The following is a 23,263-nucleotide window of genomic DNA, read 5'->3' as shown; positions in this document are numbered from 1 at the left end:
TATCTATCAGCCTTTAATCCCCGAGCAAATTTGTGATCAAATTTACCACCATATCTTTTTGCTTTGGCTCACTTTGCGCTACAAATAATGCAAGTGCAACAAGGGCATTGTCGCTCATCCTGTGCTCGCCGTTACTTTTAAAAAGCAGTTTGCATTTTGACAAAAACAATATGAACATAAATGATCCGATGCGTTTGTTGCCGTCGCTAAAAGGATGGTCTTTGATGATGTAGTAGATCAAATTTGCCGCTTTTTCTTGTGGGCTTGCTAAAAGATCACGTCCGCCAAATGTCTGATAGATATTTTTTATTATCCCTTCAAATTCATCTGCCTTTTGAACGCCAAAGATATCTGACGCCTCGCCCTTTTTCATAAGCTCTCTTTTTAGCTCACCCACTGCCATTAGCGCTTCACTATATCCAAGGATGAAATTTTCGCCCACTTCGCTTTTGCAAAGACCAAGCGAGCCATCATCAAATTTTTGCAGTAGCGACCAGCTCTTTTTGTAGTATCTGATAAGCTCTAGCGTATCTTTATCGTTGCTGCTCATAGCGCCTCTTTGGTTAGAAATTTATCTCTTTTAGATACTCGCTGACATCTTTTTTGACCTCGTCAGCCAGCTCTTTTGGCTCAAGTACCTTGATAAATGGCAGGTAGTAGTATATGAGCGGTTTTATCTCCATTATGTGTGTAAATTCTATCTCTATCTCGACTGAGCCGTCGCTATCTTGACCAGTTATGCGCTGCTTTGCGTGTGGCTTTCGCTCAAAGTATTTTGCCACTTCAGGCGCTAGCAGTAGCCTTGCTATTTTTGGAGCTTCTAAATTTGCCCATGCCGAGTTCATCGCCTTTATACGCTCATCTAGCTCGCTACTTAGCTCAAATTTCTCCCCGCTATGCTTTATATCTTTTATGCTCTTTAGGTGAAATTTCTTAAATTTATTACCCTTTTTGCTATCAAACAAGAGCAGATACCAAAATCCCTCAAAAAGTGCTAGTTTTAGAGGCTTTACAAGAAACTCAAAGCCGTTATACGTGCATGTTATCTCCGCTTTTTCTCTTATAGCATCCTCAAGCGTTTGAAAATTTACGAGGTCATCCTCGCTTAGCTTTTCGTTGTTTATGTTTGTAAGTATCGGGTGGTTTAGCTGCTGAGAAATTTGCTCTAAAAGCACGTGAGCCTTGCTGTAAAAATTTGAGCCCATATTTTTTGCCACGTTATCAAGGATATTTAGCACCACTCTATCATCTCCGTCCAGTCCGTCGCTCGCCTCTTCGTCATTTATGCTCCAGTAGTGCCCCTTTTTGACGGCGCCATACTCTCTTAGCGTGTCGTAAAGGTCGCGCTGGATGGTCTTTGAGGTCACTCCAAGCATGGCTGTTAGCTCTTTTATCGTGTGCGGTCTCTCTCTTAGCTTTAGGGCTATTAAATTTATGCGTTCAAATTTGCTGTTTTCTTGTTTGGTTATGATGGGTTTCATTTGCTCTCCTAGTTTGGGGATTATATCCAAATTAGGACTAGAGGATGTCTTTTCTAGCATAATATCTGCCTAAGACCATCTAGCGCGCCACATTTTAGACTTATGCCGAAATACTGCGAGATGTAGTTATCTCGTGGGTTTATGCGAATAAGTGTTGCTTTTTTGGAGCGCTTGACAAATTTCTCACCAAAATTTCTGATTGTTGGCACCGCAAGCCCAGCGCCTAGCTCTATGATCACAAAACGGCTATCTTTGTTTTGCTCTAGCCACGCTTCATATCTTCTATACTGCTCGTTTATGCGCCTTGTATTTACCATCCAGTCGTAAAACATCACGATATTTGGGCGGCTCACACAGCCACACTCTGGGCAAACTGGCATATCTAAAGCGATAAATTTCTCTTCATCTATTTTGACGTCGCTACAAGTTTGCCATATAGCGCCATCACGCTTGTGGATGCACTGAGAGTAGTGGATAGAGCCGTGGCACTCGTAAATTTTCTCTTCGCTAAAGCCAGCCTTAGCAAAGTGTCCATCGACGTTTGAGGTATAGACGAAGTAGTTTTCGTTTTTACTTTTTACAAGATCTAAAAGTAGCCTAAAGCCCTCATGTGGCTCTGTGTTTTTGTATAAATTTAGCCTGTGTCCGTAAAATGCCCATGCTAGCTTTGGATCGTCTAAAAACCACTGCGGATTTGCCATATCTTCAAAGCTTAAATTTTTATCCCTTAAAAGTGGATACGCCCTCCAAAATCCCACATCTCCCCTAAAATCAGGCAACCCACTATCCACACCCATGCCAGCACCTGCTGTGATGATGATAGCATCGGCCTCCGCGATGATCTTTTTGATCCTATCTATCTTCTCTTGCATTTTGATCCTTTTAAAGAAATTTGGGTAATTGTAGTGAACTGATCAGACATTTTTATGTCCGTTGTTTTTAATATATTTACTTTATAAAAGTGATATAATCGATTAATTAATTTTTAAAAAAGGGAGAGATAATGAAGGCAAATGAAAAAGATTTTTCATTTATGGCAACAGAAAATAATATAGAAATACCATTTTTTCAACGTCCTTACGTATGGAGCAAAATTCAATGGGAGCAACTTTTTGATGATCTACTTTATAGTTTTAAAGAAAGTAGATCGCATTTTCTAGGATCAATCATACTAAAACAACTACCAACTAGAACTGGAGAGTGGACTCGTAAAAGTTTAATAGATGGGCAGCAAAGACTTACTACATTTTCTATTTTAATTAAATCTATTTTTGACATATTGGAAAAAAATACTATTGGCGGTTACAGGCATTTTTTATATAAAATAATGCCAACAGAAGAAGATGCTCCCAAAATAAAACACTCTCAAATCAATAGAGCTTCTTTTGATGCTATTATAAAAGCCAAAGATTATTCTGAAGTATGTGATTTAAAAAATGATGATAAATTACTTGCTTGTTATAAGTATTTTTCAGAAAGACTAAAAGATAGTGTTTTAGAAAGAAACGAAATAATAAATTTTCTAAATTATATACTAACAACGAAACTGTGGGTTGTGATAGATTTGGAAGGTAATGAAGACGAACAAAAGATATTTGACTCTATAAACTCGGCAGGTTTAGTTTTATCGTCAATGGATATTATCAAAAACGCAATATTTGATAGACTTATAAAATCTGGAAATATGGGTGATGAAAAAGCAAAGGAAATATACGATAAGTGCTGGAAAAGTATATTTGAAGGTTCAAATGAACGTTTAAAATTTTGGGAAGAAAAAGCTTCAAGAAGATATAGAAGCGAGATTTTACTTTATGCTTATGCTCTCATAAAAGGCTTTTTTAATATAGAAAAGCATACGCAAGATGGACTTAGTATGCTGTATAAAGAGTATATAAAAGATAAAAGCCAAGACGAGGTTTTGGATATTATAAAAGAGATAAATTGGTACGCAAATCTTTTTTATGAACTTCCTTGGGCGGATAAGGGTGAAACCTTTAAATTTAGCGATAACGAAAAAAGATTGCTTCATATAATGAGTATATCGGAATATAATATTTTTATACCTCTCGTGTTAAAGCTACGTAGTTTAGAGCTTGATAAAAAAGAGCTTGACGAGTGCTATGCAATACTTGAAAATTTTATAATCAGACACTGGATGTGCGGGAAAGTAACAAATAGCATAAATAAAGTTATCGGTAGGAATATTAAAAATATCAAAGGTAAAGTTGATATGCAAAAATTTATCGCTAACTTTGAAATAACCAACAATGATGAGATAAAGGAAGCATTGTTGGATATAGACAATAAACGTGCCAGCTTAGTGCTATTTTGGATAGAGTTATATAATTGTAGAAGCGAAAAAAATGATATTAGCGAGTTGCAATATACCTATACGCTAGAACATCTTATGCCGCAAGCTTGGCAAGAAAACTGGTCAAATGTTGGTAAAAATGAGGAAACGGCAAATGAACTAATATATCAAATAGGAAATATGGCGCTTCTAAAAAGCAAGCTAAATACCGCTATACAAAACAACAACTGGGATAAAAAAAGAGAAGAGATACAAAAACATGCAATGCTTAAAATAACGCAAGAAGTTATAAAAAATAGAGTTTGGAATAAAAGTAAAATAGAAGAACGCTCAGAAAAAATATTTAATGATTTTCTTGAAATTTGGCAAAATCCAACTATAAATTAACTCTCTAAACTAGAATGGACATTTTTTGTCCATTCTAGTCGCTATAATTTCACAGATCGCAAAAAATGTATCGGCGATAAAAATCAAAAAAGGATAATCAATGATCTACGAGCAACTTAAAATTCTCACACAAAACAGCGATAAAAAGGCGCTCTCAAAAGCACTTGGCTATGTTAGAGAGCAAAATTTCACAAGAGCACTTGCAAATTTAGAGGCAGCAAAGAGCCTTGATGAGTTCATCACAAAGGGGCACTTTGACTGGGCGCATAGCTCAGAAACGCTCATCCTAGCTCTTAGCAAGCACTTTGCCCTTGACATAGACGCTGAGCTTAGCGAGGTGCAAAAACTCTACAACGAGCGAGTGAAATTTAGAGGCTCATATATCTATATAGATACGGATTTTAGGCGCAAGGGCGAGCCTATATTTGCCCTTGCTATGGCGCAGCATCTAAGATATATCAGCCTAACGCCATTTTTAGATGAGCTTTGTTTTAAAGCATTGCACGAGCAGCTAAAAGTCATCTCAAAGATTACCAAAAACTACTATCAAAAAACGAAAACTCTGCCTATGTTTGGAGCTATAACTGGCTTTAAGCTCTATTTTCTAGGCAAAAACTACTCGATTGATACGGATGGCAAATTTGTTGATAAAGAAATTTACGAACAAGTCGCGACGATTAAATTTTAAAGGACAAAAATGGGACAATTTACGCAAGAGCAAAGGCGAAAGCTAAATAGCATAAACGAAAGGCTCTATGACCTTGAGCGCCGTGTCGTGCCACGTGCAAAGCAGATAAGTGTATCTGTAAAAAATATAAAAGATGCATGGGATCATGAATGTAGCCTACTGCTCTCTTTTTACTCAAAAGATGAACTTCTTATGCGATATTGGGAGTATATGAAACTCATAGATGACTACTTTTTTACTGAAAATCAGAGCGAATTTAAAAACTGGCCAACGCATGAGATGTCTGGCGAGTGGCACTGCTGGTTTTATCACTGCTTATATGACCATACGGATCTTAGCTGGGATGAAATTTTAACTATCGACAGGATGGATGGTAAGCTTCGCTCATGGTATGACTATACGCCTATAGATCTTTGCCTGGAGAAGCTAGAGTGTAGCGAGAGGGAAGAGTATATCTCTGATGCCAGCAAGGATCAGTGGGAGCAAATAGAGAAGATAAATAAAGCTCTAGCTAGTTACCAAGATATCCTAATAAGAGATGCAAAAATGCTTGAAAACAGGCTAAAAGCAAGGGTTGAGGGTGGATTGATCGAAGACTATGCTATGGAATTTCGTTTGGTCTTTCGCTTGCGCGAAGACGATCCAGATTATGATGAAAATTACGATAATTTCTTAGCTATCATCAACGAGCCTATCGTCCCTGGCGAAATGAGCAAGAAAAAGAGCCGTTGGACGCAAAACTGTAATGAATATTTTGGTAGCTCTGTCTATTTTGATAAGGAGGCATATTTTTGCTATCTATTTGCAGCTTTTGAAAACAACACACATATCAATAAGATCAAAGACATACTGCGCATAGGCTCTGTTGATATGGCGCTTTGTTGGGATGAATACTATGAAATTTAAAGTAAGATAAAAAATATTAAATTTTTAATTCAAATTTCTAGATATAGACATTTCTTGTCCATTTTGCCTGTTATAATTTCACATGTCACAAAGATATCTTGACAAAAGCGATTAAAACAAAGGAGAAAAAATGTCAAAGAAAAAAGTTGTTAAAACCGCTCCTATAATTGAGCAGTTTGTAGATTTAGCTAGCACACAAAGAGAGCTAGCAGATGAACTAGGAGCTAAGTTTTTAGAATTTTGCAACACATACCTAAATGAAAAATGTGTTATTGCCAAAAATGAATTTACTTACCAAGACTCTTTTTTGCCAGCAAACCTAACTATCGAAGCCTACACTAAAAAACCGACTGCTAACACAACAATGGTAGATGCATACATTGGTAATGTGCATTTTAGGTTAAATTATGCTTATGTATATGAAGAGTATGATGAAGATGACCATTTTAAAGATGAGTTAGTTAAGTTCTTAAATAAATAACATTTTGCAGTAAAAATGAACCTACAATACAAGATCGCGCTAGTATAGTGCAAAAGATCTAGAACTGCCATATGGCGGTGATACGCTAGAGTAAATAAAGAGCGTTTTAGGACGCTCTTTTTAAATTTATCTCTCACAACAAATTTCTCAAATTTTATCTTTATGGACATAAAAATGTCTTTTCTGCTAAGTAAAATAACTTCAACAAAAGTAAAAAGGAGCTTATCATGCAAAAAGAAAATTTTTTCGTAGATAATGAGATATATGAGCTTGCAACACTTTGGGTGCTTCGTGCCATTTTTTATGCTGGAGGAGAGAAAGAGTTTTTAAGATGCAGAAGTGATGATGTTTTAGAGTTTTTGGATATATGCACAAGTGAGCCCAAAGAAGAAGACATTGAGGCTCTAAAAAATAGGCTTTGGCTCCTTGAAAAAAGCAAAATTTCATGCGAGCTAAAAGAGCTTGAGCACAACCTAAATTTACTTCAAGAAAATTTAGGTCTTAATGAGACTGAGAAAGATATCTTAAGATTTGCCGCGATCATGTATAACTATGAAGTAGTCTCAAATGCTTGTGATCTGCTAGGAGAGCTAAACACCAGACAGGCTATAAAAGCGATCTCAAAGATACTAAAACTTAAATTTAGCGATGTGCAAAATGCCTTTAGAAAAGATGGAGTTTTTGCTAGGACCTCGATACTAAAAATAGATAGTTACGGACGCAGTCTAAGGTCAAAAACCGATGTTATAAATAATAGTTTCATGGGTGACTTGTTTGTTGAGTGCAAAAGCATAGACGAGATATTTGAAAGTGCGATAAAGCCATGCAGCAAGACAAATTTAACCACAAAAAACTACCCTCACATAAAAGAAGATGTGAAAATTTTGCTCTCGTTTCTAAAAAACGCTATTCGCAAAAAGCAAAAGGGAGTAAATGTGCTCCTTTATGGCTCTGCAGGGACTGGTAAAACTGAGTTTAGTAAAGCAGTAGCTAGTGAGCTAAATTTAAAGCTTTATGAAGTAGCTTACGATGATGGAGATGGCTATGCAAATGAGTACCAAAGGATAAGATCATATTGCCTTGCACAAAGTGTATTGTCTGCTAGGTCAAATCTACTCATGTATGACGAAGCAGAAGATATATTTAATACCAAAAATGATGAGAAAAGGCAGTATGGCAAAGCCTTTATAAATAGATCTCTTGAAACTAACGAAGTGCCAACTATCTGGATAACAAACAATATCCTTGATATGGATGAAGCCGTAGTTAGAAGGTTTAATCTAGCCATAGAGATAGGCATACCAACTGAAGATGTAAGAGAAAAGATCATAAAAAAATATAGTGAAAATTTGATAGATAGTAAGCTCGTAAAAAAGCTAGCTAAAAATCAGTTTGTAGCTCCAGCAGTCGTTAGTAACGCTAGCTTGGTCGTTTCAAATTTAAACACAAAAGATAAAAACAAAGCCTTTGAGCGAGTGATAAGCAACACTCTAAAAGCACAAGGCTACGACGAGATAGAAAAAGACGAGAAGCCAAGCGTTGATCTGCCAAGTAGCTATGATCCAAATTTCGTAAACTCAGACTGCGACCTAACTGAGCTAATGCAAGGCATAAAAGAAAGCAAAAACGCAAGGATATGCCTTTACGGAGTGCCTGGAACTGGCAAAAGCGCTTACGCTAAATTTATCGCTAAAAGCCTAAAAAAGCCGATCATCATCAAAAAAGGGAGTGACCTTTTATCTATGTATCTGGGAGGAACTGAGAAAAACATAGCTCTAGCTTTCAAAGAAGCCAAAGATAAAAAAGCCGTGCTAGTCTTTGACGAAGTCGATAGCTTTTTACAAGATAGAAGCTTGGCTGCAAGAAGCTGGGAGGTAACCCAAGTAAATGAGATGTTAGTGCAGATGGAGAGCTTTGATGGCATTTTTATCGCCACGACAAATTTGATAGATAATCTTGATAAAGCCTGTCTTAGAAGATTTGATCTAAAGCTTGAGTTTGGATACTTGCTGCCAGAGCAAGCAAGAAATTTGTTTAAAAAAGAGTGTGCGCTACTAAAGGTCAAATTTGACGAAAACGCAAGCAAAAATGTCTCAAGTCTTGGCTTGCTAGCACCTGGAGACTTTGCTAGCGTGAGAAGACAAGCTAAATTTAGACCTATAAAAAATGGCGACGACTTTTGCCATAGACTTGAGCTAGAAGTCGCACTAAAAAATGAAGAAAGGAGTGTGAAGATAGGGTTTTAGGGATGATCCCTAACGAGGTCTTTTGTCTGACTTGTCAGACAAAAAAGTATCCTCGCCCAGATGATATAAAAGAGCCTTGTGTGGTTTTGGTGTCATAATTTGGCGAAGTTTTCGTGTAAATTTGTTTATTAATACCAATGCCTCATCGCTTAAAAAATTTATATATCTCTTTTCTTTATATTTAATATGCCATCAAACCTAGTTCTTATTCTCTTTATTCATCCTAGCTTCATTTTAGGCTTTTATAATGCGCTCATCCAAACAAAAGTTGGAAATCAAAAATAAAAGGATCAAAAATGAAAAAGGCATTAGGCGCAGCAGTTTTAGCAGTAGTTTTGGGAGCGATAAGTTTGCAAGCAGCCATCACATCAAAGGATGCTTTAAATATAGCCGAGAAAAACTTTCCAGGCTCAAGCGTCAAAGATATCGAGATGAACGTCAAAAAAGGCGTGACATTTTATAAGATAGAGTCTTTTAAAGACGGCGTCAAACAAGAGATCAAGATCGATGCTAACAGCGGTCAGATCGTTAAAGTAGAGAATAAAAATAAAAAACATATCTTGCCAATCGAAGCAGTAGATTTTTCAAAATTTGCCCTAAGCATAGACGAGGCTGTGGCCAAAGCTCAAGCGCTCGAGGCTGGCTGGAGTCTTGATGAGGCAGAGCTTGATAATAAAAATGGTGCTTGGATATACAAAGTAGAGCTTAAGCGCGACAGGAGCGAGAAAAAAGTGATCATAAACGCTCAAACTGGCGAAATAATCGATACTTACACAAAGTGATCTAACGCCCTTTTTGGGCGTTAAATTTTTATAAAGGTGAAAAAGATGAGTGAAAATTTAGAGCAAAATTTAAACGATAACGTTGGCGAGCAGGGTTTAGAGAGAAATTTGAATAAAAATTTAAGCGAAAACGAGATAGAAAATATAAGTGAAAATGTTACTAATAAAAATAGTTACGAAAATTTAGGCAAGAGCGAGCAAAGCCCTGAAAATTTGGATAAAAATCCTAGTGAAGAAAGTAGTAGCGCAGAAATTTTAAGTCAAGCTACCTCAAAATGCAAAGTTCAGAATTTATTTAAAAAGACGCTTGAGCTTTCACTTCAAGGTGTAGCGGATGCGCTCATCTACACTGGCAAGGCTGGAGTGTGGCTATCAAACGCTTCAAACTGCCTAAAAGACGAGGCGCAAAGGGCTGAGCTATCAAAGATAAATGAAGAGCAGGCCAAATTTGAAGGGCTAGCTCACATCTTGCCAGAAAGAGTTAAAGAGCTTATCATTGACCGTCTAAAAACAAAGCCAGAAGAGGTGGAGTTTTCGCCGATCTATCTAGCTAAAAAACAAAGTTTTGGCACGCTTGGAGCGGAGTATTTTTATGACGCAAGGGCTAAATTTAACGGCTTTTTATATGATTTTAAGATAGGCGCAGCAAATGGCGAAATTCTAAATCTAAAAATAAAAAGCCAAATTTGATAAAATAGCTGGCAAAACCAAGTGAGGCAGGTAAGGCAGGGATGAAAATTTTAGTCGTCGAGGACGAAATAGACCTAAATAACGTCATCACAAGGCACCTAAAGAAAAATGGATATAGCGTCGATAGCGCGTTAAACGGCGAGGAGGCGATGGACTTTACCGCCGTGGCGCACTACGATCTCATCGTGCTTGATCTTATGATGCCAGTGATGGACGGACTTACATTTTTGCAAAGATCGCGCGCCGCAAAGCTAGCGACCCCTGTGCTGATACTAACGGCAAAAGACGATGTAGACGACGTTGTAAAGGGGCTTGACGCGGGTGCGGATGACTACTTGGTCAAGCCATTTGACTTTAAGGAGCTGCTAGCTAGAGTGCGCACGCTCATTCGCCGAAACAGCGGCAACGTGGCTAGTGAAATTTACGCAGGTGAGCTCAAGATCGACCTTTCTAAAAAGTCAGTCGAATTTAGCGGCGAGCAGATCGATCTCACCGGCAAAGAGTATGAAATTTTAGAGTTTTTAATGCTAAATAAGGGCAGAATTTTAACTCGCGACCAGATCAAAGAGCACGTCTGGGACTTTGACTACACGGGCGGCTCAAACGTCATCGACGTGCTTATAAAAAACATAAGAAAAAAGCTTGGCGAGTGCGAGGTGATCCAGACTAAAAGAGGGCTTGGTTATGTTGTTAAAGACTAAACAAGCACTTGCAAACATCCCGATAACCGCGCGCATAACGCTTTGGTATTCGTTTTTTATCATAGTTATCGTGGCGGCTCTCATTGCTATCTCGGCGGTCGTGGCGGATGAGGTTTTTGAGGACGTGAGCCAAAAAAAGCTAGCCAAATCAGTCACCAAAATAGCCAATGATATGGATGAGTTTGAGCCATACGATGATGGGATATTTTTTATAAAATATAACGCAAAAGGCGATGTGATCGGTGGTCTAGCACCAAAACACTTTCAAATTTCACTTAAAATGAATAGCGGTGCAGTGCGCCTTTTTGAAAACGGCGAAAACCGCTTTTACTATTACGATATCGCAGCTAGAGGCAAAGGGGTCTGGGTCAGAGGCGTGATAAATGCGGAGAAATTTTTTAAAAAAGAGAGGCTATTTTTACTAGCGCTTGGCGTTTTTGTGCCAGTTTTATTTCTCTTTGTGCTTTACGGTGGCTATAAAACGATAAAAAATGCGATGAAACCAGTCGCTACGATGTCTAAAACTGCGCTTGAGATAGGCAGTAGTAAAGACTTTTCAAAGCGGATAGACCTGCCTGCTGGCAAAGACGAGCTGCACGCGCTTGCAAGCGTTTTTAACCAGATGCTAGACTCCCTAGAAAAGGTCTATCAAAGCGAGAAACAGCTCACCTCAGACGTCTCGCACGAGCTACGAACACCGCTATCTGTCATCATGGCTGAGAGCGACTACGCTAAAAACTACTCACAAAATTTGGGCGAGGCCAAGGAGTCGCTGGAGGTCATCTCTAGGCAGTCAAGAAAGATAACCTCGCTGATAGATCAAATTTTGGAGCTTTCAAGACTGGAAGCTGGCAGAAATTTGGAGCTAAAAGATATAAATTTAAGCGCTATCTTGCAAAATTTAGCCAGCGACTATGAGAAGCTAGCAAGCGCTAAGGGGCTAAAATTTAGCTGCGTTGTAGCGCCAGATGTCCAAATTTTAGGCAATGAGCTGATGATCTCAAGGCTGGTGGATAACTTTTTAAGCAATGCACTAAAATTTGCAGAAGCTAAGATCGAGCTAAATTTAACCCTCGCAAAAACGCACGCACTTTTGTCTGTAAAAGACGATGGTGTCGGTATCTCTAAAAAAGATAGCGAGCTAATCTGGAATAAATTTTATCAAGTTGAAAGCTCGAGAAACAAAAGCCAAAACAAAGGTAGCGGACTGGGGCTTGCTATCGCTGCAAATATCGCTAAAATTCACAGCGCAAAGCTTGGCGTAAAAAGCGAAGCAGGAGCTGGAAGCGAATTTTGGGCTGAATTTGAGCTTGTAAATTTAAAGCAAGCATAAATTTAGGTAGTTTGCTAAGACAAAATTTATACAAGAGTAAAACAAATATAAGAGCGAATTTAAATTTCATACAAAACGGCGTCTATTCACAAGCACAAAACTATCAAGGCTATGAGATAGATGAATATTGAGCAAAGTATTAAGATATCTGATTTAAGCCAATTTAAAGGGCTTAAAAAGAGTTTGTAAAAAGATGTTTTGCAAAGTAATGTGAAGAAATTCTCTACACTCTGACTACGAATAAATCGCTTTTTTCTATGCCTTTTATAACTTTAATATCTAAGATAACTTTACAAAATTTAACTAAGAACCAAGAGCTGCAAGGCATGCATGCCGTAAGCCACGAACCACGCAAGCTACAAACCAAAAACCAAAAACCAAAAACCAAAAAGACACTAAATTTAGTGTCTTTTATCGCTATCTTTCGCCAAGCTTCCCGCATGCATCAGCGCGGCATCTACTGCAGTGCGTCATCTGCTCTATATCGCCGCCTATCGATCTGCGAATGCGGTGGATCTCCTCGGTTGAAGGGGACTTTAAATTTTCAAAAGGGGTGTCATGCACCGGTATCATCGCCATGCAGTTCATTATGTCAGCTCCCCACTGCTTTGCCTTTGCCGAGATGCTTTGAACGTGATTTATATTGACCCCAGGGATGACTACGGTGTTTATCTTTACTAGCATGCCAGCCTCTTTTAGCTTGCGGATGCCCTCGTCCTGGCGTGCTAGCAGTATCCTAGCAGCCTCCTCGCCGTAGTAGTTTTTACCTTCATATCTCACCCACGAATAGACCTTTGAGCCAACATCTGGCGTCACGGCATTTACAGTTACTGTCACGTGGCTCACGCCAAGGCGCACGATCTCATCAACGTGCTCAGGTAGCGCTAAGCCATTAGTCGAGAGGCAAAGCAGGGCGTTTGGGAAGTGGGACTTGCACTTTTCAAAGGTCGCTAGCGTCTTGTCAGCATCGCACATCGGATCGCCAGGTCCAGCGATGCCGATGACTGAGATGTCTTGTCTAAATTTAAAGAGCTTTTCTAGAAATTTCACCGATTCATCTGGCGTTTGCACCTTTGCCGTTACGCCAGGGCGATTTTCATTAGCGCAGTCATATATGCGGTTGCAGAAGTTGCACTGGATGTTGCAGTGAGGTGCTACTGGCAGATGCACGCGTCCGTAGTTAGCGGAGGCCTTTTTGTTAAAGCATGGGTGGTTATCTAGATCAGCTTTGGTGCGAAAGATCATTAGCTCTTTTTCCTTCCAAATTTAATGGCATTTGCATGGCAAACATTTAGGCAGTCTCCGCAGTTTGTGCAGTTTATCTCATCAGGTCTTGTCCCCATTTCGCACTTGCGCAAGCATGCGTCGCAGTCGTCACAAGCACTTGTTTTATAGACGCGAAATATCGAAAATTTACGCAAAATTTCAAGCACGCCACCTGATGGACAGACGAAGCGGCACCAAAGGTTGGCTATGATTAGAGAGGCTAGCATGACCGAGATGATGATCGCCGTGCGTGTGACCCACTCCCATTCGCCAAAGCGAAGTGACAAAGTAACGGCAGTTAGATACTCGTCGCTCGTTCTTATAGGTATCATCATGCGAGGATTGCCCCAGACGAAATAGACCCAAAGGCTGATTGCTATGGCAATTAGTATGCCTATTTGAGCGATTATCAGCTTTTTGCTGCGGATTTTTAGCTTGAAAAAGGCAAATTTACCAAGCATTTGATTGACAAAGCCTGCTGGACAGACCCAGCCACAAAATGCCCTACCAAAAAGGATGACAAGCGCTGGGATAAATAGCCAAAATCCAAAAAACAGCGATGTGATCCGCCCCCAACAGGTGATGATAGGGCAGTTTTGGCAATTTACAAATGGCACCACAAAAGGGCATCTAAAAATGCCGTAATACGCCCATTGACCGATGCCTGCTATAAAGATGAGCTGTACTAGGCGTCTTATCTTTGTTGTGGGAGAGTTTTTGCTTTTCTTTTTTAAATTTACATTGCCGCATGCACTGCTATTAGAGCATGCGCTATTACAGCTACTACACATCTTTTACACCAAACCTTTCTATAAGCTCTAGCCCACGCGCTGAATAAATGGAGGTAAAGCCATGTTTTTCAAAAATTTCTTGCCCCTCAGTGCCGCAAACAAAGTCTGCAAAGTCATTTGCGAGCTTTTCATCTTTTACATATTTCATTATATTTAGCGTAAAAGTGAGCGGTCCAGGCGGGATGAGCTTTTCATCGATGGGCATATACTCTATCTTGTCTTTAAACCTATCGTGCGTTGTTAGGCGCTTTTCGATGATCGAAGCGTCACCCTTGCCATCAACTAGCTCGCACATCATATTTATGACGCATGATCCGTTTGCGACCATGTTTTTCATCACCGCATCGGTTAGGTTTGAGTTTTTTAAGATCCCTTTGACTGGGCCACTGCCAGGGGGCGATGATCTAAGAGGCAGCATCACTCTAACTCCTGGCTCAGCAAGGTCCTTTAAGTCGCGAATGCCTGCTGGATTGCCTTTTGGCACGACTAGGACGTAGTCAGTAAAGCATAGCGGCCTAAAATGGAGGCTAAGACCAGCTTTGCGAAGTTTTTTAGAAAGCTCTAAAACCCTTGCTCCAAAGAGCTCGGTCGTGCTTTGAAGTGCTAAAAGCGACTTGCCAAGAGCGCCAGCAAAAGCGCCGGTGTATTGGATGTTGTGCCCTGTTCTTGACTCGTAAATGGCATTTAACTCGTTAAAAGCTTCAGACAAGCCTCCACACGACCAAACTTGAAGCGAGTCAGACTTAAATGGCGTAAAGCCAGCCAGCATCGTTTGTGGCGTGGCAGCAGCAGCTGTGGCTAAAGCACCTTTTAAAAAGCCACGGCGTGATATACCGGTTTGTTTTAATTCCACGAAATCTCCTTTTGGGATTTAAGAAATGTAAATTTGATATTTTCGGCACGCGAAACTTGTGAAATTTGACTTTTGAAATTTGCAAAAATGGTAGTTGAAGGTAAATTTATGCAAATGTAAATTGCGACCGCAATCTAAATTTGAGTGATTATAGCCAAATGCTAGCTTAAAAATCGAGATAAATTTAAAAAGGGCAGGGGTAAATTTGCTAAAGTAAATTTATCGTTTAAAAAATAATTAAGATTTTAATCATCAAAAGACTTAAAAAGGTATATAATGCCTCTTGTGATTTAAATGGAATTTATCTTAAAAATGGAGGTTTATCTTGAAAAATAATCTTAGCATTTCTCTTGTTTTATCTAGCATTTTATGTAGCTGTTTAGACGCTCAGGTCATGGATATAGGGACAAATTTTTATAGAGATTACCTCGATCTTGCGCAAAATAAAGGCATATTTAAAGCCACAGATGCACCACTAGAATTTACGCAAAGAAACGGCACTAAATTTACGTTTAATAAGATCCCAAACAACAATGCAAGAAACAATAAAGGCAACTTTACTGCGCTTGGACGAAATTTTGTAGTGACGGCAAATCACACACTCCTTGCCTCAGCTGCTACAAATTTTAATGAAAACAGAGGCTGGTTTGGCAACACACTTTATGAATATGCAACAAATTCTACGCAAAAGCTTTATGGCGCAGACACAACGTATCTTCGCACTTCAAAATACATAGTCGAAGGGCAGATCGATCCTTTGGATGTGCCAAATTTGGAGATCTCTAGCCAAGATCAAACAAAAGATGAGGCTAATACAAAAAAGATAGAAGATCGTTTTAGAGAGATAAAAAATAGCGGCGGAGCTAGCGGCGAGAACATCCTTGCATACGAGGCTGGCACAGGCTCACTTGCCCTTGAAAAGCCAAAGAGCGATTCAGATGGCTTTGCTGAGGTGATGAGCGCTACTGAGTTTGAGCACCAAAATATAGTAAATAACGCACTTGGCGCAAGCGTAAATGAGATAGGAGTGGCGTATTCTGCGGTTTATAAGAGCCATTACTCAAGTGTAAGCAAACCCGGGGTTTATCTATTTATGACTTCAAACAGAGGCTTTAGAAATAGACTTTTGCCAGGAGATAGTGGCTCTGGGTTTTTTGTCTATGACACGGTAGCTCAAAAATGGGTTTTAGTAGGCGTTTTAACCGGAGTTGAGGATAATAAAAACTACGCTTCTATCGTTACTGCAAGAGATTTTAACGACTATAAAAAAGAGTATGAAAATTTAGTAAGTGGCGTAAATGTCCTAGGCAGCGCGCTAGTGCAAAATAAAGATAATATATTTAGCAGCGCAAATGGCTCAAACATCACGCTAAACTCTAATCTAGACTTAGGGCATGGCGGTATCGTCGTAAATAGCGGAGATATTACGCTAAATAGCACAAATGGTAGCAAGATAGCGAAATTTGCAGGTTTTGACATAGCTGGGGGTGCTAGTTTAAATTTAAACGTCGTTTCAGACACAAGCGTGCATAAAGTTGGCAAAGGCAGCTTAATAGTAAGCTCAAGTGGCAACAAACCACTAAGGCTAGGCGAAGGCGTGGTTGAGCTAAGAGCTTTAAATGCCTTTGATAAAATTTATCTAACAAGTGGCAGGGGGCTCTTAAGGCTTGGCGTGAATGAAAATTTAAATGACAAAATTTTCTTTGGTAATGGCGGTGGAGCGCTTGATCTAAATGGCTTTGATCAGACTTTTGACAACATATCAGCCAACTCAAGCGACGCAAAGATAACAAATGAAAACTCACAAAGAGCAACGCTTGCTATAAACGGCGAGAGTGGCAAAGATACGATATTTCACGCAAGCATCGATAAAAATATAGAGCTAAAACATAGCGGGCAGGGCAAGGAGCTTGTTTTTGACGGAGGATTTGACATTGATGGTTCTTTAAACCTAGAAAATGCCAAAGTTACGCTCCAAGGACATCCAAAGACACACGCCATTGGCGATGCTAGCGTTTTAACTCCCCTAGCAAAGAGCAAGATAGCTGCAGCTGGTCTAAGCGAGCCAGCCTATATGGATCTAACTCGCCCATCCACACTCTCTCAGCCTGACTGGGACGAGAGAAAATTTAGTGCAAAAGATGGCATAAAGCTTAAATCATCAGAGCTTACCATAGGCAAAGATGCTAAGCTAAATGGTGACATCACGGCTAAAAACTCGGTCATAAATTTAAGTGGCGAGCTAACTCACTATATAGATAAATTTGATGGCTCAAATACCTACGATGACGGCTTAAAATACCGACAAGATGTCCAGAGTGGAAATTTACTTGTTAAAGACGTTAAATTTGACAATAAAATCGTCATGGATAGCGATAGTCTGCTAAGAGTAGGAGGTGGCGTTACTAAGCTAAAAGAGCTGGTTGTAAATGGCAAAGATACACCTTTAGCTAAAGATGTGCTCTTGGGAGATGGTAAATTTGAGGTAGAAAATTTAGAGGTTAGTGGCGCGCAAAAGCTTGGCTTTGAGCCTGATAGCCTCATAAAAAAGAGCCTAAAGATAAAGAGCTTTGGCAGTGAAAATGAGCCAGTACTTGACTTTAAAAAGGTCCTAACTCTTGGTGCTGGGATGAAATTTGATGTTGATTTTACTGCAGCACTTAAAGGTGGCATGGCACTTGATAAAACATATACCTTAGTAAGCGCGCAAAATATCATAAATGAGGGCGCTATCTTTAACAACGAGCAAAAACTTGGGGATTTGTTTATGACCTACGCCATAAGTGACGGCAAGATCGTGATGAAGCTAAGTGATAAAAATGGAGAAAATCCGGCTGTTTCGTCCAATGTAGTGCAAGAGAGGGTTTCTAAATTTAGCCAAAGAGAAAATAAAATCCTAAGTATGCTAAAAGGCACGCCTGAATTTGTGCAAGCAATCTCAAGCGGTGACGATGAGGCACTAAGAAAACTAGCGCAAAAAGCAGATAAAGATATGAAAGAAATTTCTACTTCGTCGCTTAAAGTGAGCATGAAAGCCTTGCAAAACAGCAATGAGCTGATGAACTCTAGGTTATTTCAGGTCACGCAACTAAGGGCAAAGGCTGATATCTCGCAGTTTAAGCTAGCTGGACTTGAAAGTGACATCATGCCAAGCGCGAAGATGGCTTACGAAGCAGCAGAAGCTAGCAGGGAGAGAAACAACTTTTGGGCAAATGTAAATGGTGCTTATTTTAAGGACAAGCAAAGCGATGGCGACCTTAAATTTTATGGTACAAATATCGGCTATGACAGAGGTTATGACGAGTTTATCCTAGGTGTAAGTACTGGAGTAAGCAAGGCTAAATTTAGCTCAAATGTATTAAAAGACGATGCTAAAATTTATAGTTTTGGTGCGTATGGGCTTTTTGAAAGAGGAGCTCACGAGATACAAAGTAACTTAAATTTTGCCTTTATAAACTCAAAACGCAGCCTAGATGAGGCGCAAAAAGCTAGCACAAAAGGCAGAGGCATCCTCTCAAGCAACTACTATAAATATAAAATTTCGCTCTCTAAAAGTGGCGAGTTTGAGCAAAGCATAAAGCCACTACTGGCACTAGAGTTTGGCGCTAACGGCATTGATGGATTTAAAAATGACCGATATGACCAAAAGAGCGTAAATGACTTTAATGTGGCTGTAGCAGCGGGAGTAGAATACGCTTTAAATAGCGATAAAAACGCATTTAGCGTGCAATTTTTAGTAAAGCAAAGTGTGTATAACTCAGAAGATAAATCTTATGTTTCGCTTAATAATTCAAGCGAGTATGTTGATTACAAGCTTGATAACAATAAGCTAAGCTATAAGCTTACTTTAAACTCAGATACCAAGTTTAGCGAAAATTTAGTCCTCTCTTCTCAGCTAAGTGGCATGCTTGATAATGATAAAAACTACGGCATAAGTGGTGGTTTGAAGATCGAGTATAAATTTTAAATTTATGTCAAAGTGGATTTAAATTTCACTTTGGCGTTGGCAAAAACAGTTAAATTTAACTAAGCTTGAGATCTAATGAAAAATGGTGAAATTTAAACTTGAAAGTAGGTGGTGGGTTCACCAGGACTATTGTATTAATAATATTCAGCAAATAATAGAGCCTTATGATCTAAAGTAAATACATCATTACTCTATAAAATACTTTTTTATCATCTAATAGGTCTTTATGATATTTACTATACATTAATTATATAAGACTTATAATTAGCTGTTTATTATTGATAAAAAATATATTACACTTACGAAAGTATAAAGGAAGGGATACTATTGTCTTTTTGAAAAAAGAGCTAAAAACAATAGACAATAGGTAAACCAAATTTTGCTAAAGCAAAATTTGGACTTTTATTTAAAACATGGGGGCAAGCCCCCAAACCCCAGACAGATAAAGAGAAAATAAATTTTTAAAATCACTCTTCAATATATTTAGGTTGATAATTCTTAAAAATGTTTATGACGTATCCTAAAATTTCTATTTTATTAAGTTCGTTTTGAGAAAGTTCAATATTGGAGAAATCATCTTTGCTTGAAAAAAACTTAAGGTTTTGATTAAAAGGGTTTATACGGCAATACTTAATTAATACCTCATTATTAACTCTTAAAACTAAGAGGGTATTATCTCTTGGGGTGTTATCTCTTACAATAATTAAAATATCTCCATCTGTTGCGAATGGCGTTGCCTTATTGTTTGTTACGGTAATAAAATTATAGTCATGTGGCTTTGATAGATTAAATAGTTTTGAAAGAATTTTAATACTTTGTAAGTAAGGATCAATGCTTTCTTTTTGGTTTGCAAAATCATATAGATCATCATAAATTGTGCAAATACTTTCAGAATTAGCTCTTATTTGAAGCTTGCCATTGTCGTTTTCAATATTATATTTGCTGATTGCAGCAGCTATATCAATATCTGTATCAAAGTAGTCAATTCCAAAACCAGTAGCTTCAGCAATTTTGTATTTGACTTGTATAGGAAGTGGGTTTATATTATTTTCATAAGAATTTACCCTAACTCTACTTATTCCGATCTTATCACCAAACTCACTCTGAGTAAGTCCATAGGCATTGCGTAATCTTCTTAGTTTGTCGCCGCATCCATTTGTTTTCATAAATTTTCCTTTTTTATTTATTTTAGCAAATATAAAATTATTTGTTAATGTATTAAGAGTAGTATAAGGTTGTGAGATATAAAATGATATTAGATTTTTTAGGAGGTTATCTTTTTATGATTGATGTAGTAGATGAAAAAATAGAAAAAAAGAATGAATTTATTACTCCAGAGCAGTTCGAAGAATTATTTGGAATAAGCATAGATAAACAAACTAGGCTTAGATTTAGTGTAAATTATACTGAGAAACGTAAAGCAAAGATCCCTCCTTTACCATATATAAGAATAGGTAAAAGAATATTATATAGACTGGAGAGTGTAAAAGAATGGTTAATAGAACAGGAAAGAAGATAATGATTTGCAGTAAAAGAAAAAAGGTTGTGATATGAAGCGGAACCACCACCATAGCACAACCCACAAAAGCACTGATATTCTATCAAATAAAATCATAAATGTCAAGGAATTCACTGCTTTGGATATTGAAAATGCTAATTTTGAATGGTTGATACCGAATTTCCTTTCAAAACAGAGCTTAAATATGGTATATGCTGGTGCTGGTGCAGGCAAGAGCATGTTTGCTATCCATCTTTGTAATTACTTAGTGAAAAACAATGTTAATCTAGATGAAATTGTTTATATGGATGCTGATAACGGCATTGATATATTACAGAGTAGGCAAGTCGATAAAATTATGGATAATAGCAATGGAAAAATAAAATATATTCTCTCTAACAGCTCGCATAGATTTACTATATTTAAAAAGTTAAACAGAGAATTTAAAGCAGGTGAAATAAAAAATCGACTTATTATTATAGATAGTATTAGAAATTTTATAAAAGGTAGTCTAAGTAAAGATGATAATATAACAAGATTTATGGCAGACCTGCAAGGATTGAGAGACAAGGGTGCTACTATTATATTCCTCCACCACCAACCTAAGCAGGGAATGGATAAAAACGATGAGAATTATAAAGGCGCTACAGCCTTCATGGATAGTGTTGATGAAGCTTACTATTTACAAAACGAAAGTGACAGCTCTATTTCTATCAACGACAATGAAATGATTGTTAGCTTAAAACCAAAGAAAAAGAGAAGCCATACAAAAGAGATGGTTGCTTTAATCGATACCAGGGAATTAGATCTAAAATTTATTGAAGATGATTTTATTGGGCTAAGCGACAAAGAAAAGATATCTTTACAACTGGCACAAGAAATTATTGATCAAAAAGGTGAAATTTGTCAAAGCGATCTTGCAATAGCCATACAAAAACTTGCAAATAAAAACTACTATGAAACGGTTGGACGTAATACGCTTTGGAAATTATTTGACAAATTTGATGGAAAACTTTTTGATATTAAACGATTAAGAGGATATCAAAATTGTAATAAAAAGGTATTTGTGAGCAGAATAATGAATAAAACACCAAAATCAGAACAAGTAAATTTCGACGTTCATAAAATTGAAGTATCAACCAATGATTTTGAAAGTGCAAAAGTAGCCAATAGCAACCAGCTCTCTATAAACAAAAGCAATTTAAAGTTTTTAACTGCCATTCCCGTTAATATTGAGCCTATATCTAATGTTGATCAACATGGGTATTCAACAATACGAGCATCTGTAGGAGGCTATTGTGTAGATATTGAAATAATAAATAACGATCTTGATCCGCTAGTAAATGAGTTAAAACAATGTATAAAGGACTATGATAAGGAAAATTCGTATCCGACGTTTTTTGGCGGCGATGAACTATTAAATATTTTATTAAAAATTAAGACTATCAATGAATTAAAAATAGTTTTAAGAAGTGATGGCTAACGAATGATAGTTGATATCTTTTTTATTGGTTTTCTAATGGTCGTAATAGTATCGTTTTTAACCTTACTTACTTTGGGTTATTTTGATACAAGTAAAGAATAAATCAAGAAGGTTATTCAAAAATGATTATAATTAGATATTTTTATAAAATATGCTCAACTCTTTTATCTATTACTTATTCTTGCCTTGCAGTTTGTGGAATGTTTTTTCTTGTTCAAAAAACAATCGATATATTGGAAATTAGAAAGATATATCAAGAAACTGGACAATACCCTATTGAAGTTATTAATCCAGTAAGCTTGCAGCAGTTAAACGATATAGTTAAAGATTTCAATGGAACAATCATATTTTCCAAGAAAGGAAAAATAGTTTTAAATAAATAGTAGATTTTGCTCCTTTTTACAGATAAATTTTATCAACTTTTCTTTTTAGCTTACGTGCTAGAAATTTTCCATTATCATCTTCACCTATCTCATATCCAGCCTTTTCAACATCCGCTTTTAAGTTGGCTATATTAGAATTTAGCCTATCTCTTTGCGCAATTAACGAAAATATATATTTAGCATTATTCACTAGGTTTTGTAACTTTTGTTCTTTTATCATATTTCTTCTACTTTATCTGTTTTTATAAAAATTTTATTTCCCCAAAATCTGGTTATTAAACCACCTATCCAAGCGATGACTGAAAAATTGACGAGAAGGATAATTAGCATTAAAAAAATATAAGTTTCATCCCCATCGTCCTTTGCGTAACCAACGATACTAAATGCGACTTTTATAAATTCAATTATATTTATGCCATTAAACATCGCATAAATAGGCGTTATAATCATCACAAAAAGACATATCATTGTCATTAAAATGCTAATACCAAGACCGACAGCAAATACCTTTGCCTCTCTTTCATTTTTTTCTTCATCTTCGATTTCGCCTCTTAAAAATGGATATGACAAAAACATTCCAGTTGTCAAAAGCATAATCGAAAAGATTGAAAACGTATAATTTATAAAATCTACGAAATTTGTTGATAATGTTTCTAGCATCATTCTTTATTCCTTTAGTCTCTAGCAGTTCATTTCATTAATTTTTATGGCGTTTTGCTATTTATTAATAAAATTTAAAACTCTATTCCTATATTGTGTTCTTTGATAAGGTTTAAAAAATCAATTTTAAACTGCTCATTTGTTTCAACTGCTTTTATGATCTTTATGCCTATATCCTTAAATTTTTGCTCATTTTCTTCTTTGATAGCATTTAATAATTGCTTTCTTTGCTCTGAAAGTTTCTTAAGTTGTTCTTCGTTTTTTAGAAGTCTCTCTGCTGCTGTAAGTTTTGACATTGTATAGCTCCTTTTTATGTTTTGATAATTTTTGACGTTTATATTTAAAAACAGAATATC

The 23,263-nt window shown here is 37.4% G+C and carries 23 protein-coding genes; 13 read left to right on the top strand and 10 right to left on the bottom strand.

The window, feature by feature from the left end; genetic code table 11:
- Positions 1–13: 13 nt before the first annotated feature.
- From CYO89_RS01190 to CYO89_RS01180, 3 genes are read right to left on the bottom strand one after another with little or no spacing between them, the layout of a single operon-like run.
- Positions 14–550, bottom strand: coding sequence for a type II toxin-antitoxin system death-on-curing family toxin (locus tag CYO89_RS01190; RefSeq protein WP_103596836.1), 537 nt, complete (start codon positions 548–550; stop codon positions 14–16).
- Between the two features lie 13 nt (positions 551–563).
- Positions 564–1,481 carry a helix-turn-helix transcriptional regulator gene (locus CYO89_RS01185; protein WP_103596835.1) on the bottom strand — a complete coding sequence of 306 codons (918 nt, stop codon included), beginning with the start codon at positions 1,479–1,481 and terminating at the stop codon, positions 564–566.
- Between the two features lie 53 nt (positions 1,482–1,534).
- Positions 1,535–2,353, bottom strand: coding sequence for an SIR2 family NAD-dependent protein deacylase (locus tag CYO89_RS01180; protein WP_103596834.1), 819 nt, complete (start codon positions 2,351–2,353; stop codon positions 1,535–1,537).
- Positions 2,354–2,484: 131 nt separating this feature from the next.
- On the opposite strand from CYO89_RS01180, the gene CYO89_RS01175 reads away from it, so the two are divergent.
- The 9 genes from CYO89_RS01175 to CYO89_RS01135 all read left to right on the top strand — a co-directional run bounded on the left by CYO89_RS01175 (position 2,485) and on the right by CYO89_RS01135 (position 12,006).
- Entirely contained in the window at positions 2,485–4,179 is a 1,695-nt protein-coding gene (locus CYO89_RS01175) for a DUF262 domain-containing protein (RefSeq protein ID WP_103596833.1), read from the top strand.
- Positions 4,180–4,279: 100 nt separating this feature from the next.
- Positions 4,280–4,867: a hypothetical protein gene (locus CYO89_RS01170; RefSeq protein ID WP_103596832.1), complete on the top strand. Its 588-nt coding sequence runs from the start codon at positions 4,280–4,282 to the stop codon at positions 4,865–4,867.
- A gap of 9 nt (positions 4,868–4,876) precedes the next feature.
- Positions 4,877–5,773, top strand: a complete 897-nt coding sequence (locus CYO89_RS01165) for a hypothetical protein (RefSeq protein WP_103596831.1) — start codon at positions 4,877–4,879, stop codon at positions 5,771–5,773.
- A 130-nt stretch (positions 5,774–5,903) separates the two neighbouring features.
- The gene (locus CYO89_RS01160; protein ID WP_103596830.1) at positions 5,904–6,254 is read left to right on the top strand and encodes a hypothetical protein; all 351 of its coding nucleotides are present in this window, start codon (positions 5,904–5,906) and stop codon (positions 6,252–6,254) included.
- A 227-nt stretch (positions 6,255–6,481) separates the two neighbouring features.
- Positions 6,482–8,500, top strand: coding sequence for an AAA family ATPase (locus CYO89_RS01155; protein WP_103596829.1), 2,019 nt, complete (start codon positions 6,482–6,484; stop codon positions 8,498–8,500).
- Between the two features lie 296 nt (positions 8,501–8,796).
- Positions 8,797–9,282, top strand: coding sequence for a PepSY domain-containing protein (locus tag CYO89_RS01150; protein WP_103596828.1), 486 nt, complete (start codon positions 8,797–8,799; stop codon positions 9,280–9,282).
- Between the two features lie 45 nt (positions 9,283–9,327).
- The gene (locus CYO89_RS01145; RefSeq protein ID WP_103596827.1) at positions 9,328–9,972 is read left to right on the top strand and encodes a hypothetical protein; all 645 of its coding nucleotides are present in this window, start codon (positions 9,328–9,330) and stop codon (positions 9,970–9,972) included.
- A 41-nt stretch (positions 9,973–10,013) separates the two neighbouring features.
- Positions 10,014–10,673 (top strand): response regulator transcription factor, encoded by a 660-nt coding sequence (locus CYO89_RS01140; RefSeq protein ID WP_103596826.1) that lies wholly within the window; start codon positions 10,014–10,016, stop codon positions 10,671–10,673.
- Positions 10,657–12,006 (top strand): sensor histidine kinase, encoded by a 1,350-nt coding sequence (locus CYO89_RS01135; protein WP_103596825.1) that lies wholly within the window; start codon positions 10,657–10,659, stop codon positions 12,004–12,006. Before CYO89_RS01140 ends, CYO89_RS01135 begins: the two co-directional genes overlap by 17 nt.
- A gap of 417 nt (positions 12,007–12,423) precedes the next feature.
- On the opposite strand, the gene nifB is transcribed toward CYO89_RS01135, so the two are convergent.
- The 3 genes from nifB to CYO89_RS01120 are packed head-to-tail and all read right to left on the bottom strand — an operon-like array spanning position 12,424 to position 14,916.
- Entirely contained in the window at positions 12,424–13,251 is an 828-nt protein-coding gene (gene nifB / locus CYO89_RS01130; RefSeq protein ID WP_103596824.1) for a nitrogenase cofactor biosynthesis protein NifB, read from the bottom strand.
- Positions 13,251–14,063, bottom strand: a complete 813-nt coding sequence (locus tag CYO89_RS01125; RefSeq protein ID WP_103596823.1) for a 4Fe-4S binding protein — start codon at positions 14,061–14,063, stop codon at positions 13,251–13,253. Before CYO89_RS01125 ends, nifB begins: the two co-directional genes overlap by 1 nt.
- The gene (locus tag CYO89_RS01120) at positions 14,056–14,916 is read right to left on the bottom strand and encodes a substrate-binding domain-containing protein (RefSeq protein ID WP_103596822.1); all 861 of its coding nucleotides are present in this window, start codon (positions 14,914–14,916) and stop codon (positions 14,056–14,058) included. The genes CYO89_RS01125 and CYO89_RS01120 overlap by 8 nt, the downstream gene beginning before the upstream one ends.
- Positions 14,917–15,241: 325 nt before the next feature.
- Between CYO89_RS01120 and CYO89_RS01115 the strand changes: the two genes are divergently transcribed.
- Positions 15,242–18,883, top strand: coding sequence for a S6 family peptidase (locus CYO89_RS01115; protein WP_103596821.1), 3,642 nt, complete (start codon positions 15,242–15,244; stop codon positions 18,881–18,883).
- 467 nt (positions 18,884–19,350) lie between these two features.
- Here CYO89_RS01115 and CYO89_RS01110 read toward each other — a convergent pair whose 3' ends face one another.
- Positions 19,351–20,049: a helix-turn-helix domain-containing protein gene (locus CYO89_RS01110; RefSeq protein WP_103596820.1), complete on the bottom strand. Its 699-nt coding sequence runs from the start codon at positions 20,047–20,049 to the stop codon at positions 19,351–19,353.
- A gap of 116 nt (positions 20,050–20,165) precedes the next feature.
- Between CYO89_RS01110 and CYO89_RS01105 the strand changes: the two genes are divergently transcribed.
- The 3 genes from CYO89_RS01105 (at position 20,166) to CYO89_RS01095 (ending at position 22,247) form a co-directional block, all read left to right on the top strand.
- On the top strand, positions 20,166–20,402 hold the full coding sequence (locus CYO89_RS01105; protein ID WP_103567046.1) for a DNA-binding protein: 237 nt from the start codon (positions 20,166–20,168) through the stop codon (positions 20,400–20,402).
- 31 nt (positions 20,403–20,433) lie between these two features.
- Complete coding sequence (locus tag CYO89_RS01100) at positions 20,434–21,864, top strand: AAA family ATPase (protein WP_103596818.1); 1,431 nt, start codon at positions 20,434–20,436, stop codon at positions 21,862–21,864.
- A gap of 122 nt (positions 21,865–21,986) precedes the next feature.
- The gene (locus CYO89_RS01095) at positions 21,987–22,247 is read left to right on the top strand and encodes a hypothetical protein (RefSeq protein WP_103596817.1); all 261 of its coding nucleotides are present in this window, start codon (positions 21,987–21,989) and stop codon (positions 22,245–22,247) included.
- A 16-nt stretch (positions 22,248–22,263) separates the two neighbouring features.
- Here the strand turns inward: CYO89_RS01095 and CYO89_RS01090 are convergent, their stop codons facing one another.
- The 3 genes from CYO89_RS01090 to CYO89_RS01080 all read right to left on the bottom strand — a co-directional run bounded on the left by CYO89_RS01090 (position 22,264) and on the right by CYO89_RS01080 (position 23,203).
- The gene (locus CYO89_RS01090; protein WP_103596816.1) at positions 22,264–22,467 is read right to left on the bottom strand and encodes a hypothetical protein; all 204 of its coding nucleotides are present in this window, start codon (positions 22,465–22,467) and stop codon (positions 22,264–22,266) included.
- A complete protein-coding gene (locus tag CYO89_RS01085; protein ID WP_103596815.1) occupies positions 22,464–22,910 on the bottom strand; it encodes a hypothetical protein in 447 nt (148 codons plus the stop codon). The genes CYO89_RS01090 and CYO89_RS01085 overlap by 4 nt, the downstream gene beginning before the upstream one ends.
- A gap of 71 nt (positions 22,911–22,981) precedes the next feature.
- Positions 22,982–23,203, bottom strand: coding sequence for a hypothetical protein (locus CYO89_RS01080; protein WP_103596814.1), 222 nt, complete (start codon positions 23,201–23,203; stop codon positions 22,982–22,984).
- Between the last annotated feature and the right edge of the window lie 60 nt (positions 23,204–23,263).

It is taken from the genome of Campylobacter concisus (assembly GCF_002913765.1).
In the GTDB taxonomy this organism is placed as follows: Bacteria; Campylobacterota; Campylobacteria; order Campylobacterales; family Campylobacteraceae; genus Campylobacter_A; species Campylobacter_A concisus_BB.
The sequence above is the reverse complement of the archived record's forward strand: the minus strand, read 5'-3'. Positions and strand labels throughout refer to the sequence as shown.

Coding starts and splice junctions, on each gene's coding strand:
- CYO89_RS01140 (WP_103596826.1), top strand. CDS start 10,014: ATGAAAATTTTAGTCGTCGAGGACGAAATAGACCTAAATAACGTCATC.
- CYO89_RS01190 (WP_103596836.1), bottom strand. CDS start 550: ATGAGCAGCAACGATAAAGATACGCTAGAGCTTATCAGATACTACAAA.
- CYO89_RS01085 (WP_103596815.1), bottom strand. CDS start 22,910: ATGATGCTAGAAACATTATCAACAAATTTCGTAGATTTTATAAATTAT.
- CYO89_RS01090 (WP_103596816.1), bottom strand. CDS start 22,467: ATGATAAAAGAACAAAAGTTACAAAACCTAGTGAATAATGCTAAATAT.
- CYO89_RS01135 (WP_103596825.1), top strand. CDS start 10,657: ATGTTGTTAAAGACTAAACAAGCACTTGCAAACATCCCGATAACCGCG.
- CYO89_RS01175 (WP_103596833.1), top strand. CDS start 2,485: ATGAAGGCAAATGAAAAAGATTTTTCATTTATGGCAACAGAAAATAAT.
- CYO89_RS01170 (WP_103596832.1), top strand. CDS start 4,280: ATGATCTACGAGCAACTTAAAATTCTCACACAAAACAGCGATAAAAAG.
- nifB (WP_103596824.1), bottom strand. CDS start 13,251: ATGATCTTTCGCACCAAAGCTGATCTAGATAACCACCCATGCTTTAAC.
- CYO89_RS01185 (WP_103596835.1), bottom strand. CDS start 1,481: ATGAAACCCATCATAACCAAACAAGAAAACAGCAAATTTGAACGCATA.
- CYO89_RS01155 (WP_103596829.1), top strand. CDS start 6,482: ATGCAAAAAGAAAATTTTTTCGTAGATAATGAGATATATGAGCTTGCA.
- CYO89_RS01180 (WP_103596834.1), bottom strand. CDS start 2,353: ATGCAAGAGAAGATAGATAGGATCAAAAAGATCATCGCGGAGGCCGAT.
- CYO89_RS01110 (WP_103596820.1), bottom strand. CDS start 20,049: ATGAAAACAAATGGATGCGGCGACAAACTAAGAAGATTACGCAATGCC.
- CYO89_RS01095 (WP_103596817.1), top strand. CDS start 21,987: ATGATTATAATTAGATATTTTTATAAAATATGCTCAACTCTTTTATCT.
- CYO89_RS01105 (WP_103567046.1), top strand. CDS start 20,166: ATGATTGATGTAGTAGATGAAAAAATAGAAAAAAAGAATGAATTTATT.
- CYO89_RS01165 (WP_103596831.1), top strand. CDS start 4,877: ATGGGACAATTTACGCAAGAGCAAAGGCGAAAGCTAAATAGCATAAAC.
- CYO89_RS01150 (WP_103596828.1), top strand. CDS start 8,797: ATGAAAAAGGCATTAGGCGCAGCAGTTTTAGCAGTAGTTTTGGGAGCG.
- CYO89_RS01125 (WP_103596823.1), bottom strand. CDS start 14,063: ATGTGTAGTAGCTGTAATAGCGCATGCTCTAATAGCAGTGCATGCGGC.
- CYO89_RS01160 (WP_103596830.1), top strand. CDS start 5,904: ATGTCAAAGAAAAAAGTTGTTAAAACCGCTCCTATAATTGAGCAGTTT.
- CYO89_RS01145 (WP_103596827.1), top strand. CDS start 9,328: ATGAGTGAAAATTTAGAGCAAAATTTAAACGATAACGTTGGCGAGCAG.
- CYO89_RS01100 (WP_103596818.1), top strand. CDS start 20,434: ATGAAGCGGAACCACCACCATAGCACAACCCACAAAAGCACTGATATT.
- CYO89_RS01080 (WP_103596814.1), bottom strand. CDS start 23,203: ATGTCAAAACTTACAGCAGCAGAGAGACTTCTAAAAAACGAAGAACAA.